We start from the raw sequence: 17,674 nt of genomic DNA, 5'->3' as shown, positions 1-17,674 counted from the left end.
TTCAAGCCTCCTTGTCCTGAGCGCTGCCGATTCGGTCCACCGCGAGCGGCAGGCCCGGTATCGGTTCCGGGTGTTCCAATTCGTTGTCCAAACCTTCATCCGTGTATTCGTAGGCCAGCGTCACGCCGAGCGCGTGCGGGGCCAGGTTGACCGCCAGCAGGGAGTCGGTCATCGCGTACCCCTCACCGTCCTCGACGGTGACGATGACGCGCCCGAGTTCGGCGCTGGCGCCGTGCAGCTCGACCCCCGGGATCTTCTGCAGCGCATCCTTGAGCACCTCGATGTGCTCCGGGGCGACCCGGACGACGAGACTTGCGATCTTCATTCAGACATCTCCACTTCATTTCTCATTGCAATGGCACCTGCCGGACAGGGCGCCAGGCAGCCGCCGCAGCCGGTGCAGCAGGCGGCATCGAACAGGGGCTGCGCGACACCACCGAGGCTGGGCCGGAAGCGGATCGCCGCCGCGCCGCATGCCTCGCCGCACACGCGGCATTCCACCCCGCGTCGCGCGAGGCAGGCATCGCCGATTGCCGCCTTGAGCCGCCACGGCACCGCCGCGACATCCTCCCGCTGCAGGGCGCGCGGCTTGCAGACCGACACGCAGTCGCCGCAGAAGCTGCATTCACCTCGACTGAAATCGACAGCCGGATAGCCGCCCGCGGTTGCGACGAGAATCGCCGGGGGACAGGCCCTCAGGCATTCTCCACAGCGCGTGCACGCGTCCTCGAACGCGCCGTCCGGGATCGCCCAGGGCGGGCGCTGCATGTCGGAATCGGAACTGAAGCGGCCCCTGAGAAAACCGCGGCGTGAGGTCGACATGAAGCGAGCGCAATACCCTGAAACATCCATGGTTTTCATTGGACACGTGCCCACCTGGCCGAACCTTGACTGCTGTCAAGATGAGAACAGCTCTCAGTTGAGGCCGTTCGGGCGGCCGGATCAGCGATCGCTACGCATGTGCTCGACCGCCCACACGGCGGCCTCGACGCGCGAACGAAAATTGAGCTTGCGCAGCAGGTGTTTGACGTGCACCTTCACGGTGCCTTCCGCGATGTTCAGTTCCCGGGCGATCTGCTTGTTCGACAGCCCCCCGGCGATGCACTCGAGGATGCCCTGCTCACGCTCGGTAAGTCCGGCCGCCGACGCGCTCTCCGGGCGCTTTTCATCGCGCAAGGCTGCGGCCAGCAGATGCGTGAGGGCGTCGGAGACGACGATGCGACCGGCTGCGGCGGCGTGCAGCGCCGCCACCATCTCCTCCGGCTCCATGTCCTTGAGCAGATAGCCGTCGGCGCCGGCACGCAGCGCGGCGACGAGGTCGTCGGCCGCGTCCGAGACGGTGACCATCACGACGCGGGTGTCGAGATCGGCCTGCTTCACGAAGCGCAGGACTTCGAGCCCGGACATGTCCTTCATGTTGAGGTCGAGCAGGAGCAGGTCGGGGCGCAGGTGCAGAATCTGGCGGATACCTTCCTTCCCGTCCGCGGCTTCGGCCACCAGCTGGAATCCGGGGACGGTGCGCAGCAGTTGGATCAAGCCTTTGCGGAACAGCGGGTGGTCGTCGATGATAATGACGCGTTGCGGGGTTTCGCTCATTTGCCTTCCACAGCGATGGATATCTGGGGGTGCATCTCTGCCGCTTCCGGCATGAAACGCACGACGATGCGCGTGCCACCGCCCGGGCGGTCCTGCACTTCGAACGAGCCGCCGAGCCCACGCGCGCGCTCGGCCATGATTGTGAGGCCGAAATGCTGCGCCGCGACCCTCGCACCGTCCCCCACGCCGCAACCGTCGTCCTCGACGACGACCTCTATCTCTCCGTCGGGGCCGGGCGCGAGCGCGACGCGGATATCGGTCGCCTGCGCATGGCGCACCGCGTTGGACAAAGCCTCGCGGACGATGTGCAGGACATGGATTTCCTGGTTCGGGTTGAGATGCCCGCCCGCCAGATCGAGCTCGAGCCTGATCGGCAGGCCGCTGCGTGCGGCGAATTCGGACACGGTATTGCCGAGCAGGCGCGCGAAGTCGCCCTCGATACGCAGTCGGAAGCTCGTGAGCAGTTCCCGCAACTGACGGTAGGCGACGTTGATGCCCTCGCGCAGGTCGCCGAGGATTGGCGCGGCGTCTTCGCGCGGCTTCGGCCCGGCCAGCGCCGAGGACAGCAGGCTTACCTGAATCTTCATGAAGGACAGCGACTGCGCAAGCGAATCGTGGAGTTCGCGAGCGATGATCGAACGTTCTTCCTGAAGCGAGAGCAGGCGCTCGCGCTCGCTCTGGCGCGAGATGCCGAGCGCGATACCCATGTGGCGCGACACGGCCTCGAGCAGGTCGCGCTCCCATTCCGCCAGTCGCTGCCCAAGCGGCAGCGCGAGGCGCAGCATGCCGTAGTGCCGCTCGGCATCGCGAAGCGGCACCATCAGTACATCGACGTCGCCCTCGCGATGGTAGCTCCATGGTGCCGCACGCCCCGAGCAGCGCGCGCAATTCTCGCTGCCCGCCGTGCGTTCGGCGCAGTCACCCATCGTCGAGGCGATCGCGGCCGCCGGCCCGCCGTGCTTGGGCTCGATGCAGATGAAGCTTCCCTTGAGACCCAGGGTCTGCTCAAGGTCGTGCAGCGTTTCGGAATAGGTCTCGCTGCTGGCGGGCGCGTGGTACAGGCGCGCGATCACGTAGTACAGGAGTTCGAGCGCGCGGTTGCTGCGGGTCAGGTCGGCAGTCTTCTTTTGCACTCGGGCTTCCAGTTCGCGGTAAGCCACCGACAACTCGTCGGCCATCGCATTGAAGGCATCCCCCACCCGCCCCAGTTCGTCAGGCCCGGTGTAGCGGCTGCGCGCGCCGAAGTCGCCGCGGGCAATGCGGGCCGCGCAGGCGCGCAGGTCCGTCAAGGGAACGAGGACCCCGCGACGCAATACGGCCAGTGCCGCAGCGATGACGAACACGAGCAACACGAACGCCGCCCCCAGCAGCGTGCGCAATTGGCCGATGCGCGACTCGGCCTCGTGCTCCAGGACCGCCACCAGCGTATTGATCTCCTCGGCAAACGCATCGACGTCGGCGAGCAACGCGCGATAGTGCGCCGTCGCGAGCGGATCGTCTGCCGGCGCCTCGGGGATGTGCAGCAGGTTGGGGCGAATGCGTTCCGTCCAACCGGCCTCGACCCCACGGAAGATCGATGCGAAGACGCTGCTCGGCTGGCGCTCGAGCACGTTGGCGATGACGGGGCTTTCCAGCGCAGCCTCGAACTGGGCAACCGCATCGCGAACAGCGCCCTGCTCCGCAGCTCCCATACCGCGCGCCAGCGCCAAGCCGCCAGCCCGATGGGCGAGCCGGCGCAGGCTGCCCGCGACGTTCACAGCACTGGCGCTTCCCTGCACCGACTCGACGACGACGACCGACACGCCGATGCCGGCGACGCCAATGAGGGCGACCGCAAAGAAGGCCAGCAGCAGAAGCAGCAGCACGGCACGACCCGCGATCATGCGCCAGATGCGCTGCATGAGTCCGCGCAATCCGCGCCTGGACGCAGCCGCCGCTGGATTCATGGGAGATACCTCCATATACCTCAATCCGTAACCGAATATTTCTCGTTCAAAAAAAAGCCATAAAAATCCGACACTTTCGACTTACCACCAATACCTCTGAAGAGGTAGTCAGCAGCAAAACGCGACATATGCCACTAGGATCAACATGTTTTCTGCATCTACACTTGCGGAAGAATGTCGGCCAGACCCCGCATCATGACGCTCAGGGAGCATCCTGCCATGAACACGATTCAGGCTCAGACCGTTCAGATTCTCGCCCACCTCGAGCCCTTCGATCGACTCGATGCCGCCGCCCTCGGGCGACTCGCGCACGGGGTACGCTCGCTGCGCGCATCGCGCGGGGAGATCCTGATGCATCGCGGCGCCGAACCGGGCGGCATGTACCTCGTGCTCGAAGGCGAGATCAAGTTGTTCCTGATCTCCAGCGCAGGGGCGGAAAAAGTCGTGCGCCTTGCCGGCCCGGGCGATACCTTTTGCGAGGAAAACATCTTCAGCGACAGCTGTACGAGCCTCGCGGCGCAGGCCACGCGCAACGGCACGGTGCTGCACATCCAGCGCGGGGCGCTGCAGGCGGCGATGTCGGCGCAGCCGGCCTTCGCGATGGCCCTGATGGCGCGACTGTCTGAGCGCATGCGCGAACTGGTCGACGGGATGGAGCAATGCACGCAGCGCAGCAGCACCCAGCGCGTCGCGCACTACCTCGTGCAGCATGCCGGCAGCGATGACGGCGAGGTGCATCTTCCATGCGACAAGCAAACGATCGCGTCACAACTCAACCTGACGCCGGAAACCTTCTCGCGCGTGCTCAACCGGCTGCGGCGCGACGGCTTCATCATCCCGCGCGGTCGCCGCGCGATCACCCTCACCAACCGCCTGCAGCTCGAGCGCATCGCGGCGTGACGGACGATTCTTCGCCTCAGGCGGAGAACGGTTCCACGCGCTCGCGGTTGCCGTCCGCGGCAAGCCAGCGCACCAGGATGCGGTAGATGTCCAGATCGAAGCGGCGCGGCGGCAGTTCCGCGCCTAACGCTTCCAGCGCCGACAGGCTGTCCGCAGAACCCAGCAGGCACCAGCGGTCGAACACGTGCCAAGCCTCGCTGCCGCTGTGCGGGCAGCGTTCCGCAACGACCACCGGCCCGGTCCACGACCAGGGGCGCAGCTTCACCGCACCGAGCGCCCCGAGCAGGCGTTCGTCATGCGCCGCAATGCTTTCCTTGCCGGCGCACACGCCGGCGCAGCGTTTCGCGGCATGTGCAGCGCACGCCCCCTCCTTGCCGCCCTCCAGCCCCAGACGCTTGAGGCACAACTGATACGCCTGCGCGAGCTCGCGCAACAAGTTGTCGGCTTCCTGCTTCGTGCGAAAAGTGCCATGCACGTCGCTCCATGCCGCAGGATCGCTGCCGGTGAGCGGCACGCGCTGCAGGATGGGCGGGCGACGGCGCCCCGACACGTATTGCAGGCCGAACACCTCTGCACTGCCGGCGGCGCGGTTGTACTGTGGGCAGCGGCGACGCAGGAGCGCCGCCTCCTGCAGGGTTGCGGTGAGTTCGCCGGCGCTCTCCTCCCAGTCGACACGGCGCACGCGCTGCGCGAGCTCCGCGTCCTTGCCTTTCACTCCGGGAGCGAAGTGCTCCATCACGCGCGCGCGCAGGCAGGCGCTGCGACCGAGGTAGAGCAGCTGGTCGTTGTCGCCGTAGAGGTAATACAGGCCGGGCGACTCCGGCAGACCTTCGAGCACGCCCTCGGGCAGTTCGACGGCGCGCGCGGGACGTTTCATCGCGCGCTCGACGGCACGCGCCAGCACCTCGGGTGCGAACGAAGCCGTGACCAGGCGCGCGAACTGCCACAGCACCTCGGTGTCGCCCATGGCACGGTGGCGGGCGCCGCAGGTGAAGCCGTGACGCTCGATCAACGCGTCGAGGCCGTGGCGGTGGTGCTCCGGGTACAGAGCGCGCGACAGCTTCACGGTGCATAGCACCGGCGCATCGAAGCTCTGGTCGATGCGCGAAAACTCGCTGCGGATGAAGCCGTAGTCGAAGCGCGCGTTGTGCGCGACGAACACAGCGCCACCGAGTCGGGCGCGCACCTGGTCTGCGATGGTCGCGAAGGTGGGCGCATCGGCCACCATCGCGTCGGTGATGCCGACCAGCCGCTGGATCAGCGGCGGAATCGGGCATTCGGGATTGACCAGCGTTTCCCAGCGTTCGACCACCTCGCCACGCTCGACGCGTAGCACGGCGATCTCCGTCACGCGGTCGCGCAGCGGATTTGCGCCGGTGGTTTCGACGTCGATCAGGACCAGTGAGTCAGGCAGTGACACGCGGGCGGTGAAACGGGGGGATTCCCACAAGACAAGACGCACGCGGCACGGGCGAAGACCCGCGCGGCGGACGCGTCAGCCGTGCCGGATCAGTAATGCGTGTCGTAGTAGTAGGCCTTCACCGGCACGCGCGACTCGTCGAAGCGCTTCTGGGTCGCGACGTCCTGGGGCTTGTCCCACCACAGCGCACGGCCCTGCTTCTGCTCCTCGAGCTCCTTGGGGTGCTTCTCAAGCCACTCGCGCATGAACTTGGTGTGTTCCGATTCGTACATCGCCATCTGTTCTCTCCCGGTACAAGGCGACGCATTGTAGACGTCCGGCCTGCCGCCGCCAATGCGCACGCGCACAACCGGAATCCTTGACGTCACTTCGACAGCAGTTCGTCGATCAGGATCCACGCCGCGGTCGCACCGAGCAGCGCGGCCATCGTCCAGTTGAAAGCGCGCAGCGCAAGGGGGCTCTTCAGGATCACCCCCATGCGGTCCCCCGCGAACGCCCACAGCGCGATGCAGGGCAGGTTCACGGCGGCGCACCACCACGCGAGCTCCGCCGCCCCCTGCCAGCCGCCGTCGCGCGGCAGGAACAGGATCGCGACGTTGAGCACCATCATCCATGCCTTGGGATTGACCCACTGGAACAGCGCGGCGCCGATGAAGCCTAGCGGACGGGCTTGGCCGCGCGAGGCCGGCTCGCCCGCGCGCGCCTGGCGCCACGCGAGCCACAGCAGGTAGGCACAGCCGGCGATCACGAGCGGCACGCGCAGCGCTTCGAGCCACGCCATGATCCACGCCAGCAGGCTCGCGACCAGCACGACCTGCACGCCGTGCCCGATGCTGACGCCGAGCATGTGCGGCAGCGTGCGGCGGAAGCCGAAATTAACGCCGCTCGCCGCGAGCATGAGGTTGTTCGGCCCGGGGGTGACGGACATCGTGACCACGTAGGTCATCAGGGGCAGATCGAACATGGCACCTCCTCCGGGCTGAATTCACGTCATCAAGGATAGGGGTTCGCGGTCGAAGGTTACAGATCCAGAAACCGTCGCTTATACTGGTTACAGATAACAACATAAACAGCTGTGCCCATCATTCCGGGCACAGACTGCACCCATCGCACCCGGAGTCCCGACATGCTCGACGACAGCCAGCCGCTCTATCAGTCGCTCGCCCTGGAGCTGCGTCACGCGATGACGGACGGACGCCTCGCCAGCGGAGAGCGCCTGCCCTCGGTGCGCGAGGCGGCGAAGAGCCGCGGGCTGAGCATCAACACCGTTCTCGCCGCCTACCGCCAGCTCGAGGCGCACGGCCTGATCGAGGCGCGGCCGCAGTCGGGCTATTTCGTGCGCTCGCGCCTGCCGACGCCGGCGGCGCCACGCTTCGCAGCCGCCAGCACGACGGCGAAATCCGCGGAGGCGGAGGTCCTCGACCAGATCAGCCGCGTCGTCGTCGCGCAGGCGAGCCCCGACACGATCGACCTGTCGCTCGCCTGCCCCAAGGGCAGCGATTTCTATCCGGGCGAACGCCTGGGCCGGCTGGTGTCCGACCTCGCGCGGCGGCGGCCGGAGCTGCTGTCCGACTACTGCCTGCCGCCCGGATCGCTGCTGCTGCGGCGCGAGATCTGCCGCCACGCGCAGGATCTGGCGATGTCGCTGGAGCCAGAGAACATCATCCTGACCAACGGCTGCATGGAGGCGCTGCAGTTCGCGCTGCGCACGGTGACAGGTCCTGGCGACACGATCGCGCTGGAGTCGCCCACCTACTTCAACCTCATCCCGCTCGCCGAGCGCCTGGGCCTGAAGACGATCGAAGTGCCGACGCATCCGGAGTCGGGCATGTCGCTCGACGCGCTGGAACTGCTGCTGTCGGAGAGGCGCGTGCAGGCGGTCGTGGCCATGCCCAACGTGCACAACCCGCTGGGCACGAGCATGCCGGTCGAAGGCAAGAAGCGCCTCGCGGAACTCGCCAACGAATACCGCGTGCCGGTGATCGAGGACGCGCTGTACGCCGAGCTGCAATACGCCACGCCGCTACAGCCGACCGCCAAGGCCTTCGACCGCGACGGCTGGGTGATCGTGTGCGCGTCCTATACGAAGACACTGGCGCCGGGGTTCCGCGTCGGCTGGATGGAAGGCGGGCGCTTTCGCCGCGAACTCAATGACCTCAAGTTCTGCTCGTCGGTGTCTCAGCCCGCGCTGCTATGCGAGGCGCTGGGGGTGTTCCTGGAAAGCGGCGGCTACGCGCAGCACCTGCGCCGGCTGCGGCGCACCTACGCGGGACAGGTCGAGCGCCTGCGCGGCCTGATCGACGGCGCCTTTCCGGCGGGCACGCAGGCGACACGACCGACCGGCGGCTTCCTGCTATGGGTGCAGCTGCCCGCGGGCTGCGACTCCAACCGCCTGTTCGACACTGCCCTCGCGCGCGGCATCAGCATCACGCCGGGGCAGCTCTTTTCGCCCGGCGGGCGCTACACGCGGCACATCCGGCTATCGGGCTGCTATCCCTTCTCGGACCGGCACGTGCATGCGCTGATGACACTCGGGGAGCTCGCGGCGCGGCAGCTGTGAGCTGCCTCGGCGCGCAGATTGCCCCTATGGGAGCGGCTTCAGCTGCGAGACGAAGGTTTTGCATTCGGCAAGGCCGATTCGCGGCTGAAGCCGCTGCCACCGCGAGCCGGATCCTTACGCGGGGATCTGGCCGCAGAAGCTCGACAGGATGCTCACGACCTCGTCGCGCGGCAGCTCGCGTACGATGAAGACGAGGCGACTGCGGCGGTCGTCGTAGGGCGGACCTTCGGGCCACGCGGGTAGGCTGCTGGTCGGGTAGGCGACGTGCTGCACGCACTGCACCACGCGCGGCAGGGGATCGCCGGCGACGTTGAGCAGGCCCTTGATGCGCAGGATGCGCGCGCCGTACACCTGCAGGATCAGGCCGAGCCCGTCGGAAAAGCCGAGCCAGTCGAGCGGCTCGTCGAAGCGCAGCACGTAACTCGTGACCTGCTCGTCGTGGCGGGCCTCGTGCCCCTGCGCGGGCGCGGGTTTCGTCCCCGGCCGGCGCCATGTCGGCGCCGCGGCCGCCTGCGCGCGCACGCGCTCGTCGCCGAGCCAGCGCGCGACATCGGGGATCTTGCCCGCCGGGTCGTACAGACCGCAGCCCGACACCGCCGACGCCGGCACCTCGCCGCGGAACACCTCGATCTGCTGCGCGCCCGGGTTCAGCGCCGCGAGCCGCGCCGCGAGCGCCGCACGCTCGTCCGCGCCGGCGAGGTCGCACTTCGTCATCAGCAGGCGGTCGGCCATCGCGACCTGGCGCACGGCCTCGCGGTGGCGGTCGAGCTGGCCCTGACCGTGCGTCGCGTCGACGGCGGTGATGACGCCGTCGCAGCGGTAGCGCTCGGCGATGAAGGGCTCCTGCATCAGCGTGTAGACCACCGGCGCCGGATCGGCCAGTCCCGTGGTTTCGACCAGCACACGCTCCAGCCCGGGAATCTCGCGCCGCAGCGCGCGCATGAAGAGGTTCTTGAGCGCCTTCACGAGGTCGCCCTGCACGCTGCAGCACACGCAGCCGGAATCGAGCACGACGAGGGTCTCGTCGACCTTGTCGACGAGGTGGTGATCGACCGCGACCTCGCCGAATTCGTTGATCAGCACCGCGGCGCGGGCCATCGCGGGGTCGCGCAGCAGGTGGTTGAGCAGCGTCGTCTTGCCCGCACCGAGGAAGCCGGTCAGCAGCGTGACGGGGATGCGGCGGTCGCCTGCGTGCGCCGCCTCGGACGGAGCTGCGGACATGCCGGCCTCAGGCGCGCACGTCGCTCTTCATGCGCGCGATGCGCACGACTTCCGGCACGCGCCGCACGCCGCGCATCACGTTGGCGAGATGCATGCGGTCGCGTACCTGCACGGTCAGATTCATCGCCGTGTACAGGCCGCCCTGCTCGTTGTCCATCGACACGTTCTGGATGTTGCAGTCCGCATCCGCGATCGAACTGGCCACCCGCGCGAGCACGCCGCGCACGTTCTTGGTCAGCACGCGGATCGTCACGTCGAACAGGCGGTCCTCGCCGGACTCCCACTCGACATCCACCCAGCGCCCGCGGTCGCCGCGCACCTTCGACACCACCTGGCAGTCGTGCAGGTGCACTTCCAGCCCCTGTCCCTTGCGAATCACGCCGATAATGGGGTCGCCCGGGATCGGCTGGCAGCAGCGCGCGAGCTGCACCGCGATGCCCTCGCTGCCGCGGATCAGGATCGCCCCTGCGGGCTTGGGCTTGATGACGTCCGGACGGCCCGATTCGAGGTCCTGCGCCTGCGCCAGCCGCCGCGCGACGATGACCGGCAGGCGCCGTCCCAGCCCGATGTCGGCGAAGACTTCCTTCTTCGAACGCATGCTGCGGTCGCGCAGGAAGCGGTCCCACGCGAAAGTGCTGATCTGGCCCAGCGTGAGGCCGTGGGGGCGCAGGGCCTGGTTGAGCAGGCGCTCGCCCAGCGTCACCGACTCCTCCTGCTGCGCACCCTTGAGGAAGTGGCGGATCTGCGCGCGCGCCTTGCCGGTGCGCACGTAGGCGAGCCAAGCGGGGTTGGGGTTGGCGTGCGCGGCGGTGATGATCTCGATCTGGTCACCGTTGCGCAGCTCGGTGCGCAGCGGCATCAGGTCGCCGTTGATGCGACAGGCGACGCAACGGTTGCCGATGTCGGTGTGCACGGCATAGGCAAAATCGACCGGCGTGGAGCCCTTGAGCAACGACAGGATGCGGCCCTTGGGCGTGAACACGTACACCTCGCCGGGGAAGAGGTCGATCTTCACGTGCTCGAGGAATTCGGTCGCCTCGCCCGAGGTCGATTGCAGCTCCAGCAGCGATTGCAGCCACGAATGCGTCTTCTGCTGCAGCTCGGTGAGCGTCTTCTCGTCTTCCTTGTACAGCCAGTGGGAGGCGACGCCGCTCTCGGCGATGTGGTGCATCTCCGCGGTGCGGATCTGCACCTCGACGGGCGTGCCGAAAGGGCCGATCAGCGTCGTGTGCAGCGACTGGTAGCCGTTCGCCTTGGGGATCGCGATGTAGTCCTTGAACTTGCCCGGCACGGGCTTGTACATCGAATGCAGCGCCCCCAGCGCGAGATAACAGCTCGCGATGTCGCGCACGATCACGCGGAAGCCGTAGATATCCAGCACCTGCGAGAAGGACAGGTGCTTCTCCGCCATCTTGCGGTAGATCGAGAACAGGTGCTTCTCGCGCCCGCGCACCTCGGCCGCCAGATTCCATTGCGGCAGCCGTTCCTCGATCGCCTGCAGCACCTTGCCGACAACCTCGCGCCGGTTCCCGCGCGCGGCCTTGATCGCGCGCGACAGCACGCGGAAGCGCATCGGGAACTTGTGCTCGAAGGACAGTTCCTGCAGCTCGCGGTAGAGGTTGTTGAGGCCCAGCCGGTTGGCGATCGGGGCGTAGATCTCCAGCGTCTCGCTGGCGATGCGGCGCCGCTTGGCGGGGCGCACGCAGTGCAGCGTACGCATGTTGTGCAGGCGGTCGGCAAGCTTGACCAGGATCACGCGCAGGTCGCTCGCCATCGCCAGCAGCATCTTGCGGAAGTTTTCGGCCTGCGCCTCCTCGTGCGAGCGGAATTCGATCTTGTCGAGCTTGGATAGCCCGTCGACCAGCTCGGCGGTGGTCTTGCCGAAGCGCTCGGCGATCTCCTGCTTGGAGATGTGGGTGTCCTCCATGACGTCATGGAGGAGCGCGGCCATCAGGGCCTGCGGGTCGAGGTGCCAGTCGGCGACGATGTCGGCGACCGCGACCGGGTGCGAGATGTAGGGATCGCCGCTGATGCGGAACTGCCCCTCGTGGGCGCTCGCGGCGAAATGGTAGGCCGCCTCGACGCGGCCCACATCCTCCGGTTTCAGGTAGGTTGCGAGTTTCGCCTTGAGCTCGGCGAAGTCGAGCGACAGCACGCTCGACGCGGGAGGACGGAACGGTTCGGGGGCGGGAATCGCAGCGGCGGCTTCCATGACGGCACGACTCCCGGCTCCCCGTGCGCGGGGATCAGGCCTGTCCGCGGTTGAGGACTTCCAGGCCGACCTTGCCGGCGGCGATTTCGCGCAGTGCGATCACGGTCGGCTTGTCCTTGTCGCTCTTGTCGATCTCGACCTGCGGGGTCGAGCCGATGGTGATCTGGCGCGCACGATAGGTCGCGGCCAGGGTCAACTGGAAGCGGTTGGGGATTCGTTTGAGGCAATCCTCGATGGTGACACGAGCCATTTTTCAGTCCTGTTCAAGAAAATCGAAATACTGCTGGTGCCGCAGACGCTGGCGCCCGTAGCGCAGCCGCGACGCCCGCACCACCGCGACGAGGTCGTCGATGGCGTTGTGCAGATCGTCGTTCAGTATAACGTAGTCGAATTCCGCCACATGCCGCATCTCGCCGCGCGCGCCCAGCAGGCGCCGGGCGATCACCTCCTCGCTGTCGGTGCCGCGCCCGCGCAGGCGCGACTCCAGCGCATCCACCGAGGGCGGCAGCACGAACACCCCGACCGCGTCGGGGAAGCTGCGCCGCACTTGCTGCGCGCCCTGCCAGTCGATCTCGAGCAGGATGTCGCGCCCGGCGGCGATCTGCTCCTTCAACCAGACCTTCGAAGTGGCGTAGTAGTTTCCGTGCACCTCGGCCCATTCGAGGAACTCACCGCGGTCACGCAGCGTACGGAAGGTTTCGACGTCCACGAAATGGTATTCGCGCCCGTCCTGTTCGCCCGCGCGCGGCGCGCGTGTCGTGTAGGACACCGACAGGTGCATCTGCGGGTCGCGTTCGAGCAGCCCCCGCACGAGGGTCGTCTTGCCGGCGCCGGAGGGCGCAGTGATGATGATCAGGGTACCGGGCATATGTGCGCGCCGCATTCCGTCGCGAGCGGCGCCTCCGTGGTTCGCAGGTTGATCCGCCGCCGGCACGCACCGGGGCGGAACCGCGATTGTGCCAGCCGGCACGCGGCGACGCCAAACCCCGCGCGCACCCATGCCGTCCGGACGGAGCCTATCGCGGTGCATGCCTGCGCGCTGCGGCAAGGCAGTCGCGAGCGAGACGAGGGACTCGGAGCGAACGGATGCCCCCGATTGCCGCCTTGATATTAGAATGCATATTTTCCGCCCCCGGATACGCCGATGTCCTGGAACCTCCGTGAACGCGGGACGTTGCTGGCGCTCGCCGAAGACGGCGCCCTGACGCCGCGGCAGCTCGAACAGGCCGCGTCGCTCTCGCCCCTCGTGCCCGCGCGCGACGAATGGCTCAGCGGCGCCGACCGCATGCTCGCAGTCGCCGGCGCCATCCTCCTCGCCGCCGGCCTGATCTTCTTCTTCGCATACAACTGGGACGACCTGCACCGCTTCGCCAAGCTCGGTATCGCGATCGCGGCGATCGCGGCGTGCACCGGCACGGCGCTCGCCGCCCCGCCCTTCGGGACGGCGTGGCGCGCTGCGCTGCTCGCGGCCTGCCTCGCCACCGGCGCGCTGCTGGCGCTGATCGGCCAGACCTACCAGAGCGGCGCCGACGTCTGGGAGCTGTTCGTCGCATGGACCGCCCTGATGACGCCCTTCGCGCTGCTCGCACGCTCGTCGGCGAGCTGGCTGCTGTGGCTCGTCGTCGCCAACGCCGGCCTGCTGCGCTACCTGTCGGAATCCTGGTGGTCGCGCTTCATCGGCGCGCTCGGCGAGGCAGAGTCGCTGTTCGCGATCGCCGGGTTCAACGCCGCGATGCTGCTCGTTTTCGAATTCGCCGGCCATGCACTGCTCGCCACGCCGCGCCGCCCCATCCACCGCGTTGCCGGCTTGGGCGTGCTCGTGCCGCTCGCGCTCGGCGCCTGCCTGAGCTGGTGGGATGCCGATTTCCACGCCGTGGGGTTTGCCTTCGCCGCAGTCGCGGTCGCCTTCGCATATGCCTACCTCGCGTACCGGCGCGACGTGCCGATGCTCGCGCAGACCGCATTCGCAGCGATCTCCGTCGCCACTACCGCGCTGATCCGCGTGCTGCCGCACAGCGCCGACTTCGTCACGATCAACATCGTCGCGGTGTTCGTGATCGCCACCACCGGCCTCGCCGGCGTCTGGCTGACCCGCCTCCACCGCGAAGGACGCAGGCCATGAGCAACGCCCCGTTCCCGCCGATCGCCGAGCGCCTGCGCGATGCGGGCATCATCGACGAGGCCTGTCTCGCCGCACTGCAGGCGACGACGCGGGCACCGTGGTGGCTTGCACTGCTGCTCGGCTTCGCGGCGTGGATCGCCGCGACGATGATCATGTCATCGTTCTTCGTCCCCCTCCTCGCCTTCGGCAACGGTCCCGTCGCACGCGGCATCGGCGGCCTCCTGCTGGCCGCGGCGAGCGCCTTCCTGTTCCGCCAGCGCAAGCCCTTCACCGATCAGATGGCGCTCGCCTTCTCGCTCGCCGGCCAGTCGCTGTTCGTCTCCGCCTTCGCCGACCGATTCCTCGACCTGCTCGACGGCTCGGACGTGCTCTCGCTCGCGGCGCTCGCCGCCAGCCTGGTGATGGCCGCGATACCTGCGACGACCCTGCACCGCAGCGCATGCGCGCTGATTGCCCTGTTCAGCCTCGCATGGCTGATCGGCGCCGGTACGGGGCTCGCGCTCTTCGGCATTGCGCTCGCCGGCGCCGCCGTGGCGCTGTGGCTCGCCCGCCCGGCGTGGGCCGCCCATCCGCAGGCGCCGCTCATCAAGGCGGCCGCCCATGCGCTGACCTTCGCCGCATTGATCCTCGCCCCCTACGGCCGTGCGCATTCGGCGCTGACAGCGCTCGAAGAGGCGCTCACCGGCTACCAGACCGGTTTCGCGCTGCCGGTGTATCGCATCGGCGCCGCGCTCGTGCTCCTTGCGACGACGGCCTGGCTGTGCCGCGACACGCCGTCCTTGCGCTTGCCGGCCCTCGCCGGTGCGCTGCTGTTCGCCCTCGCCGCCCACCCCGCGCCCGGCCTGCTGGTTGCAGTCGCCGTGCTGCTCGCCGTCTTCCACGCCAGCCACCGCCCCTGGATCGCGATGACGCTGGTGTTCGCCACGCTCTACCTCGGCGAGCTGTATTACAGCCTGCAGCACACGCTGCTGGTGAAATCCCTCGCACTGATCGCCAGCGGCGCGGTGCTGCTCGTATTGCGCACCCTGCTGCGCACCCGCATGCAGAGGACCGTATGAACGCGAAGACCCTGCGCGCCGCCCTGGTCGCGGCCTTCCTGCTGGTGACGGCGGCGGCGCTGTACGCCGTGCGCGACAACGAGCGCATCCTCGCCGAAGGGCGCGTCGTGCTGGTGCAGCTCGCGCCGGTCGATCCGCGCTCGCTGATGCAGGGCGACTACATGGCGCTGCGCTACGCGATCGACAACGAGATCCTGCGCAGCGACGGCGAAGGCCGCTACGCCCACCTCGCAGTCGATGAAGAAGGCCGCGCCAGCCTCGCCGGACTCGGCAAGCGCCTGCCGGATGATCCCGCACTGATCGCGATGAAGTTGCGTTCGCGCGACGGGCGCAAAACGGTCGGGCCGAATGCCTTCTTCTTCCAGGAAGGCCGCGCGGACGACTTCGTCGGCGCGAAGTGGGGCGAGTTCCGCGTCGACGCAAACGGCAAGGCGCTGCTCACCCACCTGCGCGGTGAAGATCTCGTGCGGCTCGGCGAGAACCGCCGCTGAACGGCCGCTTCGGCTATCGTGCACGGCATGACACGCCCCCTGCGCCCCTTCGCCCGCCTGCTCACTGGCCTCGCCCTCACCGCGCTCGCGGGCGCAGCGCCGGCTGCCGGCGATCCGCAGCTGCCGGCACTCGGGGCCAGCCTCGAGCAGCTCACCATCTCCGGGGTCTCCTCGGGTGGCTACATGGCCGTGCAGTTCCAGGTCGCCCATTCGGCGCTCGTCAGGGGCGCGGGCGTCCTCGCCGCCGGCCCGTACGAATGCGCCACTGGCAGCATGTGGCGCGCGCTCAACAACTGCATGAATCCCGGCAGCGGCGCGCGCACCCCCAGCGCCGAACAGACGCTCGCCCGGGTGCGCGAAGAGGCCGAGGCGGGCAGCATCGACCCTCCCGCGGGCCTGAGCGACGACCGGGTATGGGTGTTCAGCGGCGGCGCCGACCGCACCGTCGAGCGTCCCGTGGTGGACGCCCTGCTCGATTTCTACCGGCGCGTGTTGCCCGCCGATGCGATTCGCTTCGTCGAGGTCGGCGAGGCCGGCCACGCGATGATGTCCGTCGCGGACCCGCAAGCCAACGCCTGCGACACGTCCGAGCCGCCCTTCATCAACCGCTGCGGCGACCTCGATGCCGCAGGCGAGCTGCTCGCCCATCTCGTCGGGCCGCTGGAACCCCGCAGCACGGCGCCCGCCGGCGAGATGCTCGCCTTCGACCAGCACGCCTTCACCAAGCTCGCGCCGATCGAGCTGAGCCTTGCAGACCGCGGCTACGTGTTCATCCCCGCCGCCTGCCGCGAAGGCGGCTGCCGTGTGCATGTGGCCTTTCACGGCTGTCGCCAGGGCGAGGCGCAAGCCGGTCGTCGCTTCGTCGACGGCGCCGGCTACAATGAATGGGCCGACAGCAATCGCCTGATCGTGCTGTATCCGCAGGTGCGGCCGCGCAGCGGCTTCGCCTGGGGATCGCTGCGCTGGGTGTACAACCCGAAGGGCTGCTGGGACTGGTGGGGTTACGCGGACCCGGATTACGCGACTCGCAACGGCGGACAGATCCGGGCCGTGCGCGCGATGCTCGAGCGCCTCGCCGCCCCGCTGCCGCCCCTGCCGGAGCGCTGAACGACATGGATGCCCACGAGCTGCTCGGCCTTGCGCCGGGCGCCAGCGCGCACGACATCAAGCGATCCTTCCGCCGCTTGGCGATGCTGTGGCATCCCGACCGCAACCCCGATCCGCACGCGCTGGAACACTTCAAGACCCTGCGCGCCGCCTACGAGAGCCTGCTCGCCGAGCTCGCGTCCCCGCCCCCGGAGGACGGCCCGCCGGACGCGGACGAGGGCGACGAGCAAGCCGGCGGCACCACGCCGCGCGGCGCAGACCGCCACCACGATCTCACGTTGACGATCGAAGCCGCCTTCTTCGGTGGCGAGCGCACGATCGAACTCGACGGCGAGGACGCCTGCAGTGCCTGCGCCGGCAGCGGCGAAGAGGTGCTGCGCCACACGCGGCTATGCGCAAGCTGCCACGGCACCGGGCGCACCCCCGGCGGCCACGGGCTCGCCCCATGCCGGCACTGCGCGGGGCGCGGTTACCTGACGAAGCAGGCCTGCCCGAGCTGCCACGGCAGCGGCCGACAGCGCACGCTGTGGCCCGTGATCGTGCGCCTGCCCGCAGGCATGCTGGACGGCGAGGAACTGCGCGTGGCCGGCGCAGGCGACGCCGCCGCCGAACTAGCGCCCGGTGACCTCGTGCTGCACATCCGGCTCGCGCCGCACGAACTGTACCGCCTCGATGGCCGCAATCTGGTGCTGGAGCGCCCGGTGAGCGCACCGCGCCTGCTGACCGGCGGCGAGCTCGCGATTCCGCTGCCGGACGGCATCCGCACCCTCAGGCTGGAACCCGGCACGGCCACGGCACGAACGCTCCGCGTCGCCGGCGCGGGTTTCCCCGGGCGCGACGGGCAGGCGGCAGGAGACCTGATCGTGCATCTGCAGCCGCGCCTCCCCGAGGCCCCGGACGAGGCCATGCGCAGCCTGCTCGAAGAGCTGGACGCCCTTGCCGCGGCGAATCATTCCCGCCACCTGCCGGATGTGGCACTCTGGGAAACACGCTGGCTGCGCGAGGAACCGGAAGAGCCCTGAAGCGCCCGCGCGCGGCCCC

18 protein-coding genes are annotated in these 17,674 nt (G+C 68.5%); 7 read left to right on the top strand and 11 right to left on the bottom strand.

The features are described 5' to 3' along the window. Position 1: 1 nt before the first annotated feature. From ToN1_RS13575 to ToN1_RS13560, 4 genes are all read right to left on the bottom strand, one after another. Positions 2-325, bottom strand: a complete 324-nt coding sequence (locus ToN1_RS13575; RefSeq protein WP_169205922.1) for a chaperone NapD — start codon at positions 323-325, stop codon at positions 2-4. Next, the gene (napF, locus tag ToN1_RS13570) at positions 322-768 is read right to left on the bottom strand and encodes a ferredoxin-type protein NapF (RefSeq protein WP_244860767.1); all 447 of its coding nucleotides are present in this window, start codon (positions 766-768) and stop codon (positions 322-324) included. The genes ToN1_RS13575 and napF overlap by 4 nt, the downstream gene beginning before the upstream one ends. Before the next feature lie 174 nt (positions 769-942). Next, positions 943-1,596 carry a two-component system response regulator NarL gene (gene narL / locus ToN1_RS13565; RefSeq protein ID WP_169205924.1) on the bottom strand — a complete coding sequence of 218 codons (654 nt, stop codon included), beginning with the start codon at positions 1,594-1,596 and terminating at the stop codon, positions 943-945. After that, the gene (locus tag ToN1_RS13560) at positions 1,593-3,497 is read right to left on the bottom strand and encodes an ATP-binding protein (RefSeq protein ID WP_244860766.1); all 1,905 of its coding nucleotides are present in this window, start codon (positions 3,495-3,497) and stop codon (positions 1,593-1,595) included. The genes narL and ToN1_RS13560 overlap by 4 nt, the downstream gene beginning before the upstream one ends. Before the next feature lie 264 nt (positions 3,498-3,761). Here ToN1_RS13560 and ToN1_RS13555 point away from each other — a divergent pair, with 264 nt between their 5' ends. Next, complete coding sequence (locus ToN1_RS13555) at positions 3,762-4,442, top strand: Crp/Fnr family transcriptional regulator (RefSeq protein WP_169205926.1); 681 nt, start codon at positions 3,762-3,764, stop codon at positions 4,440-4,442. 16 nt (positions 4,443-4,458) lie between these two features. Here the strand turns inward: ToN1_RS13555 and ToN1_RS13550 are convergent, their stop codons facing one another. The 3 genes from ToN1_RS13550 to ToN1_RS13540 form a co-directional block, all read right to left on the bottom strand. Next, positions 4,459-5,862: an exonuclease domain-containing protein gene (locus tag ToN1_RS13550; protein ID WP_169205927.1), complete on the bottom strand. Its 1,404-nt coding sequence runs from the start codon at positions 5,860-5,862 to the stop codon at positions 4,459-4,461. 89 nt (positions 5,863-5,951) lie between these two features. Continuing rightward, the gene (locus ToN1_RS13545) at positions 5,952-6,140 is read right to left on the bottom strand and encodes a DUF3460 family protein (protein WP_169205928.1); all 189 of its coding nucleotides are present in this window, start codon (positions 6,138-6,140) and stop codon (positions 5,952-5,954) included. An 86-nt stretch (positions 6,141-6,226) separates the two neighbouring features. Then, the gene (locus ToN1_RS13540) at positions 6,227-6,826 is read right to left on the bottom strand and encodes a LysE family translocator (RefSeq protein WP_169205929.1); all 600 of its coding nucleotides are present in this window, start codon (positions 6,824-6,826) and stop codon (positions 6,227-6,229) included. A gap of 162 nt (positions 6,827-6,988) precedes the next feature. Between ToN1_RS13540 and ToN1_RS13535 the strand changes: the two genes are divergently transcribed. Beyond that, positions 6,989-8,422: an aminotransferase-like domain-containing protein gene (locus ToN1_RS13535; protein ID WP_169205930.1), complete on the top strand. Its 1,434-nt coding sequence runs from the start codon at positions 6,989-6,991 to the stop codon at positions 8,420-8,422. Positions 8,423-8,536: 114 nt separating this feature from the next. On the opposite strand, the gene ToN1_RS13530 is transcribed toward ToN1_RS13535, so the two are convergent. The 4 genes from ToN1_RS13530 to gmk are packed head-to-tail and all read right to left on the bottom strand — an operon-like array spanning position 8,537 to position 12,723. Continuing rightward, complete coding sequence (locus ToN1_RS13530) at positions 8,537-9,643, bottom strand: CobW family GTP-binding protein (RefSeq protein ID WP_169205931.1); 1,107 nt, start codon at positions 9,641-9,643, stop codon at positions 8,537-8,539. A gap of 7 nt (positions 9,644-9,650) precedes the next feature. After that, the gene (locus ToN1_RS13525; protein WP_169205932.1) at positions 9,651-11,855 is read right to left on the bottom strand and encodes a RelA/SpoT family protein; all 2,205 of its coding nucleotides are present in this window, start codon (positions 11,853-11,855) and stop codon (positions 9,651-9,653) included. A 34-nt stretch (positions 11,856-11,889) separates the two neighbouring features. After that, on the bottom strand, positions 11,890-12,105 hold the full coding sequence (rpoZ, locus tag ToN1_RS13520; protein ID WP_018989425.1) for a DNA-directed RNA polymerase subunit omega: 216 nt from the start codon (positions 12,103-12,105) through the stop codon (positions 11,890-11,892). A 3-nt stretch (positions 12,106-12,108) separates the two neighbouring features. Then, entirely contained in the window at positions 12,109-12,723 is a 615-nt protein-coding gene (gene gmk / locus ToN1_RS13515; protein ID WP_169205933.1) for a guanylate kinase, read from the bottom strand. 276 nt (positions 12,724-12,999) lie between these two features. Here gmk and ToN1_RS13510 point away from each other — a divergent pair, with 276 nt between their 5' ends. The 5 genes from ToN1_RS13510 to ToN1_RS13490 are packed head-to-tail and all read left to right on the top strand — an operon-like array spanning position 13,000 to position 17,655. Further along, positions 13,000-13,977 carry a DUF2157 domain-containing protein gene (locus ToN1_RS13510; protein ID WP_169205934.1) on the top strand — a complete coding sequence of 326 codons (978 nt, stop codon included), beginning with the start codon at positions 13,000-13,002 and terminating at the stop codon, positions 13,975-13,977. Further along, entirely contained in the window at positions 13,974-15,035 is a 1,062-nt protein-coding gene (locus ToN1_RS13505; protein WP_169205935.1) for a DUF4401 domain-containing protein, read from the top strand. The genes ToN1_RS13510 and ToN1_RS13505 overlap by 4 nt, the downstream gene beginning before the upstream one ends. Next, complete coding sequence (locus tag ToN1_RS13500) at positions 15,032-15,526, top strand: GDYXXLXY domain-containing protein (protein ID WP_169205936.1); 495 nt, start codon at positions 15,032-15,034, stop codon at positions 15,524-15,526. Before ToN1_RS13505 ends, ToN1_RS13500 begins: the two co-directional genes overlap by 4 nt. Positions 15,527-15,553: 27 nt before the next feature. Continuing rightward, complete coding sequence (locus ToN1_RS13495; protein ID WP_211162099.1) at positions 15,554-16,633, top strand: extracellular catalytic domain type 2 short-chain-length polyhydroxyalkanoate depolymerase; 1,080 nt, start codon at positions 15,554-15,556, stop codon at positions 16,631-16,633. A gap of 5 nt (positions 16,634-16,638) precedes the next feature. Further along, positions 16,639-17,655 (top strand): DnaJ C-terminal domain-containing protein, encoded by a 1,017-nt coding sequence (locus tag ToN1_RS13490; protein WP_169205938.1) that lies wholly within the window; start codon positions 16,639-16,641, stop codon positions 17,653-17,655. Positions 17,656-17,674 lie beyond the last annotated feature (19 nt).

The sequence above is a fragment of the Aromatoleum petrolei genome (genome assembly GCF_017894385.1).
Lineage (GTDB): Bacteria > Pseudomonadota > Gammaproteobacteria > Burkholderiales > Rhodocyclaceae > Aromatoleum > Aromatoleum petrolei.
Note: the sequence above shows the minus strand (reverse complement) of the source record. Positions and strands in the feature narration are given on the sequence as shown.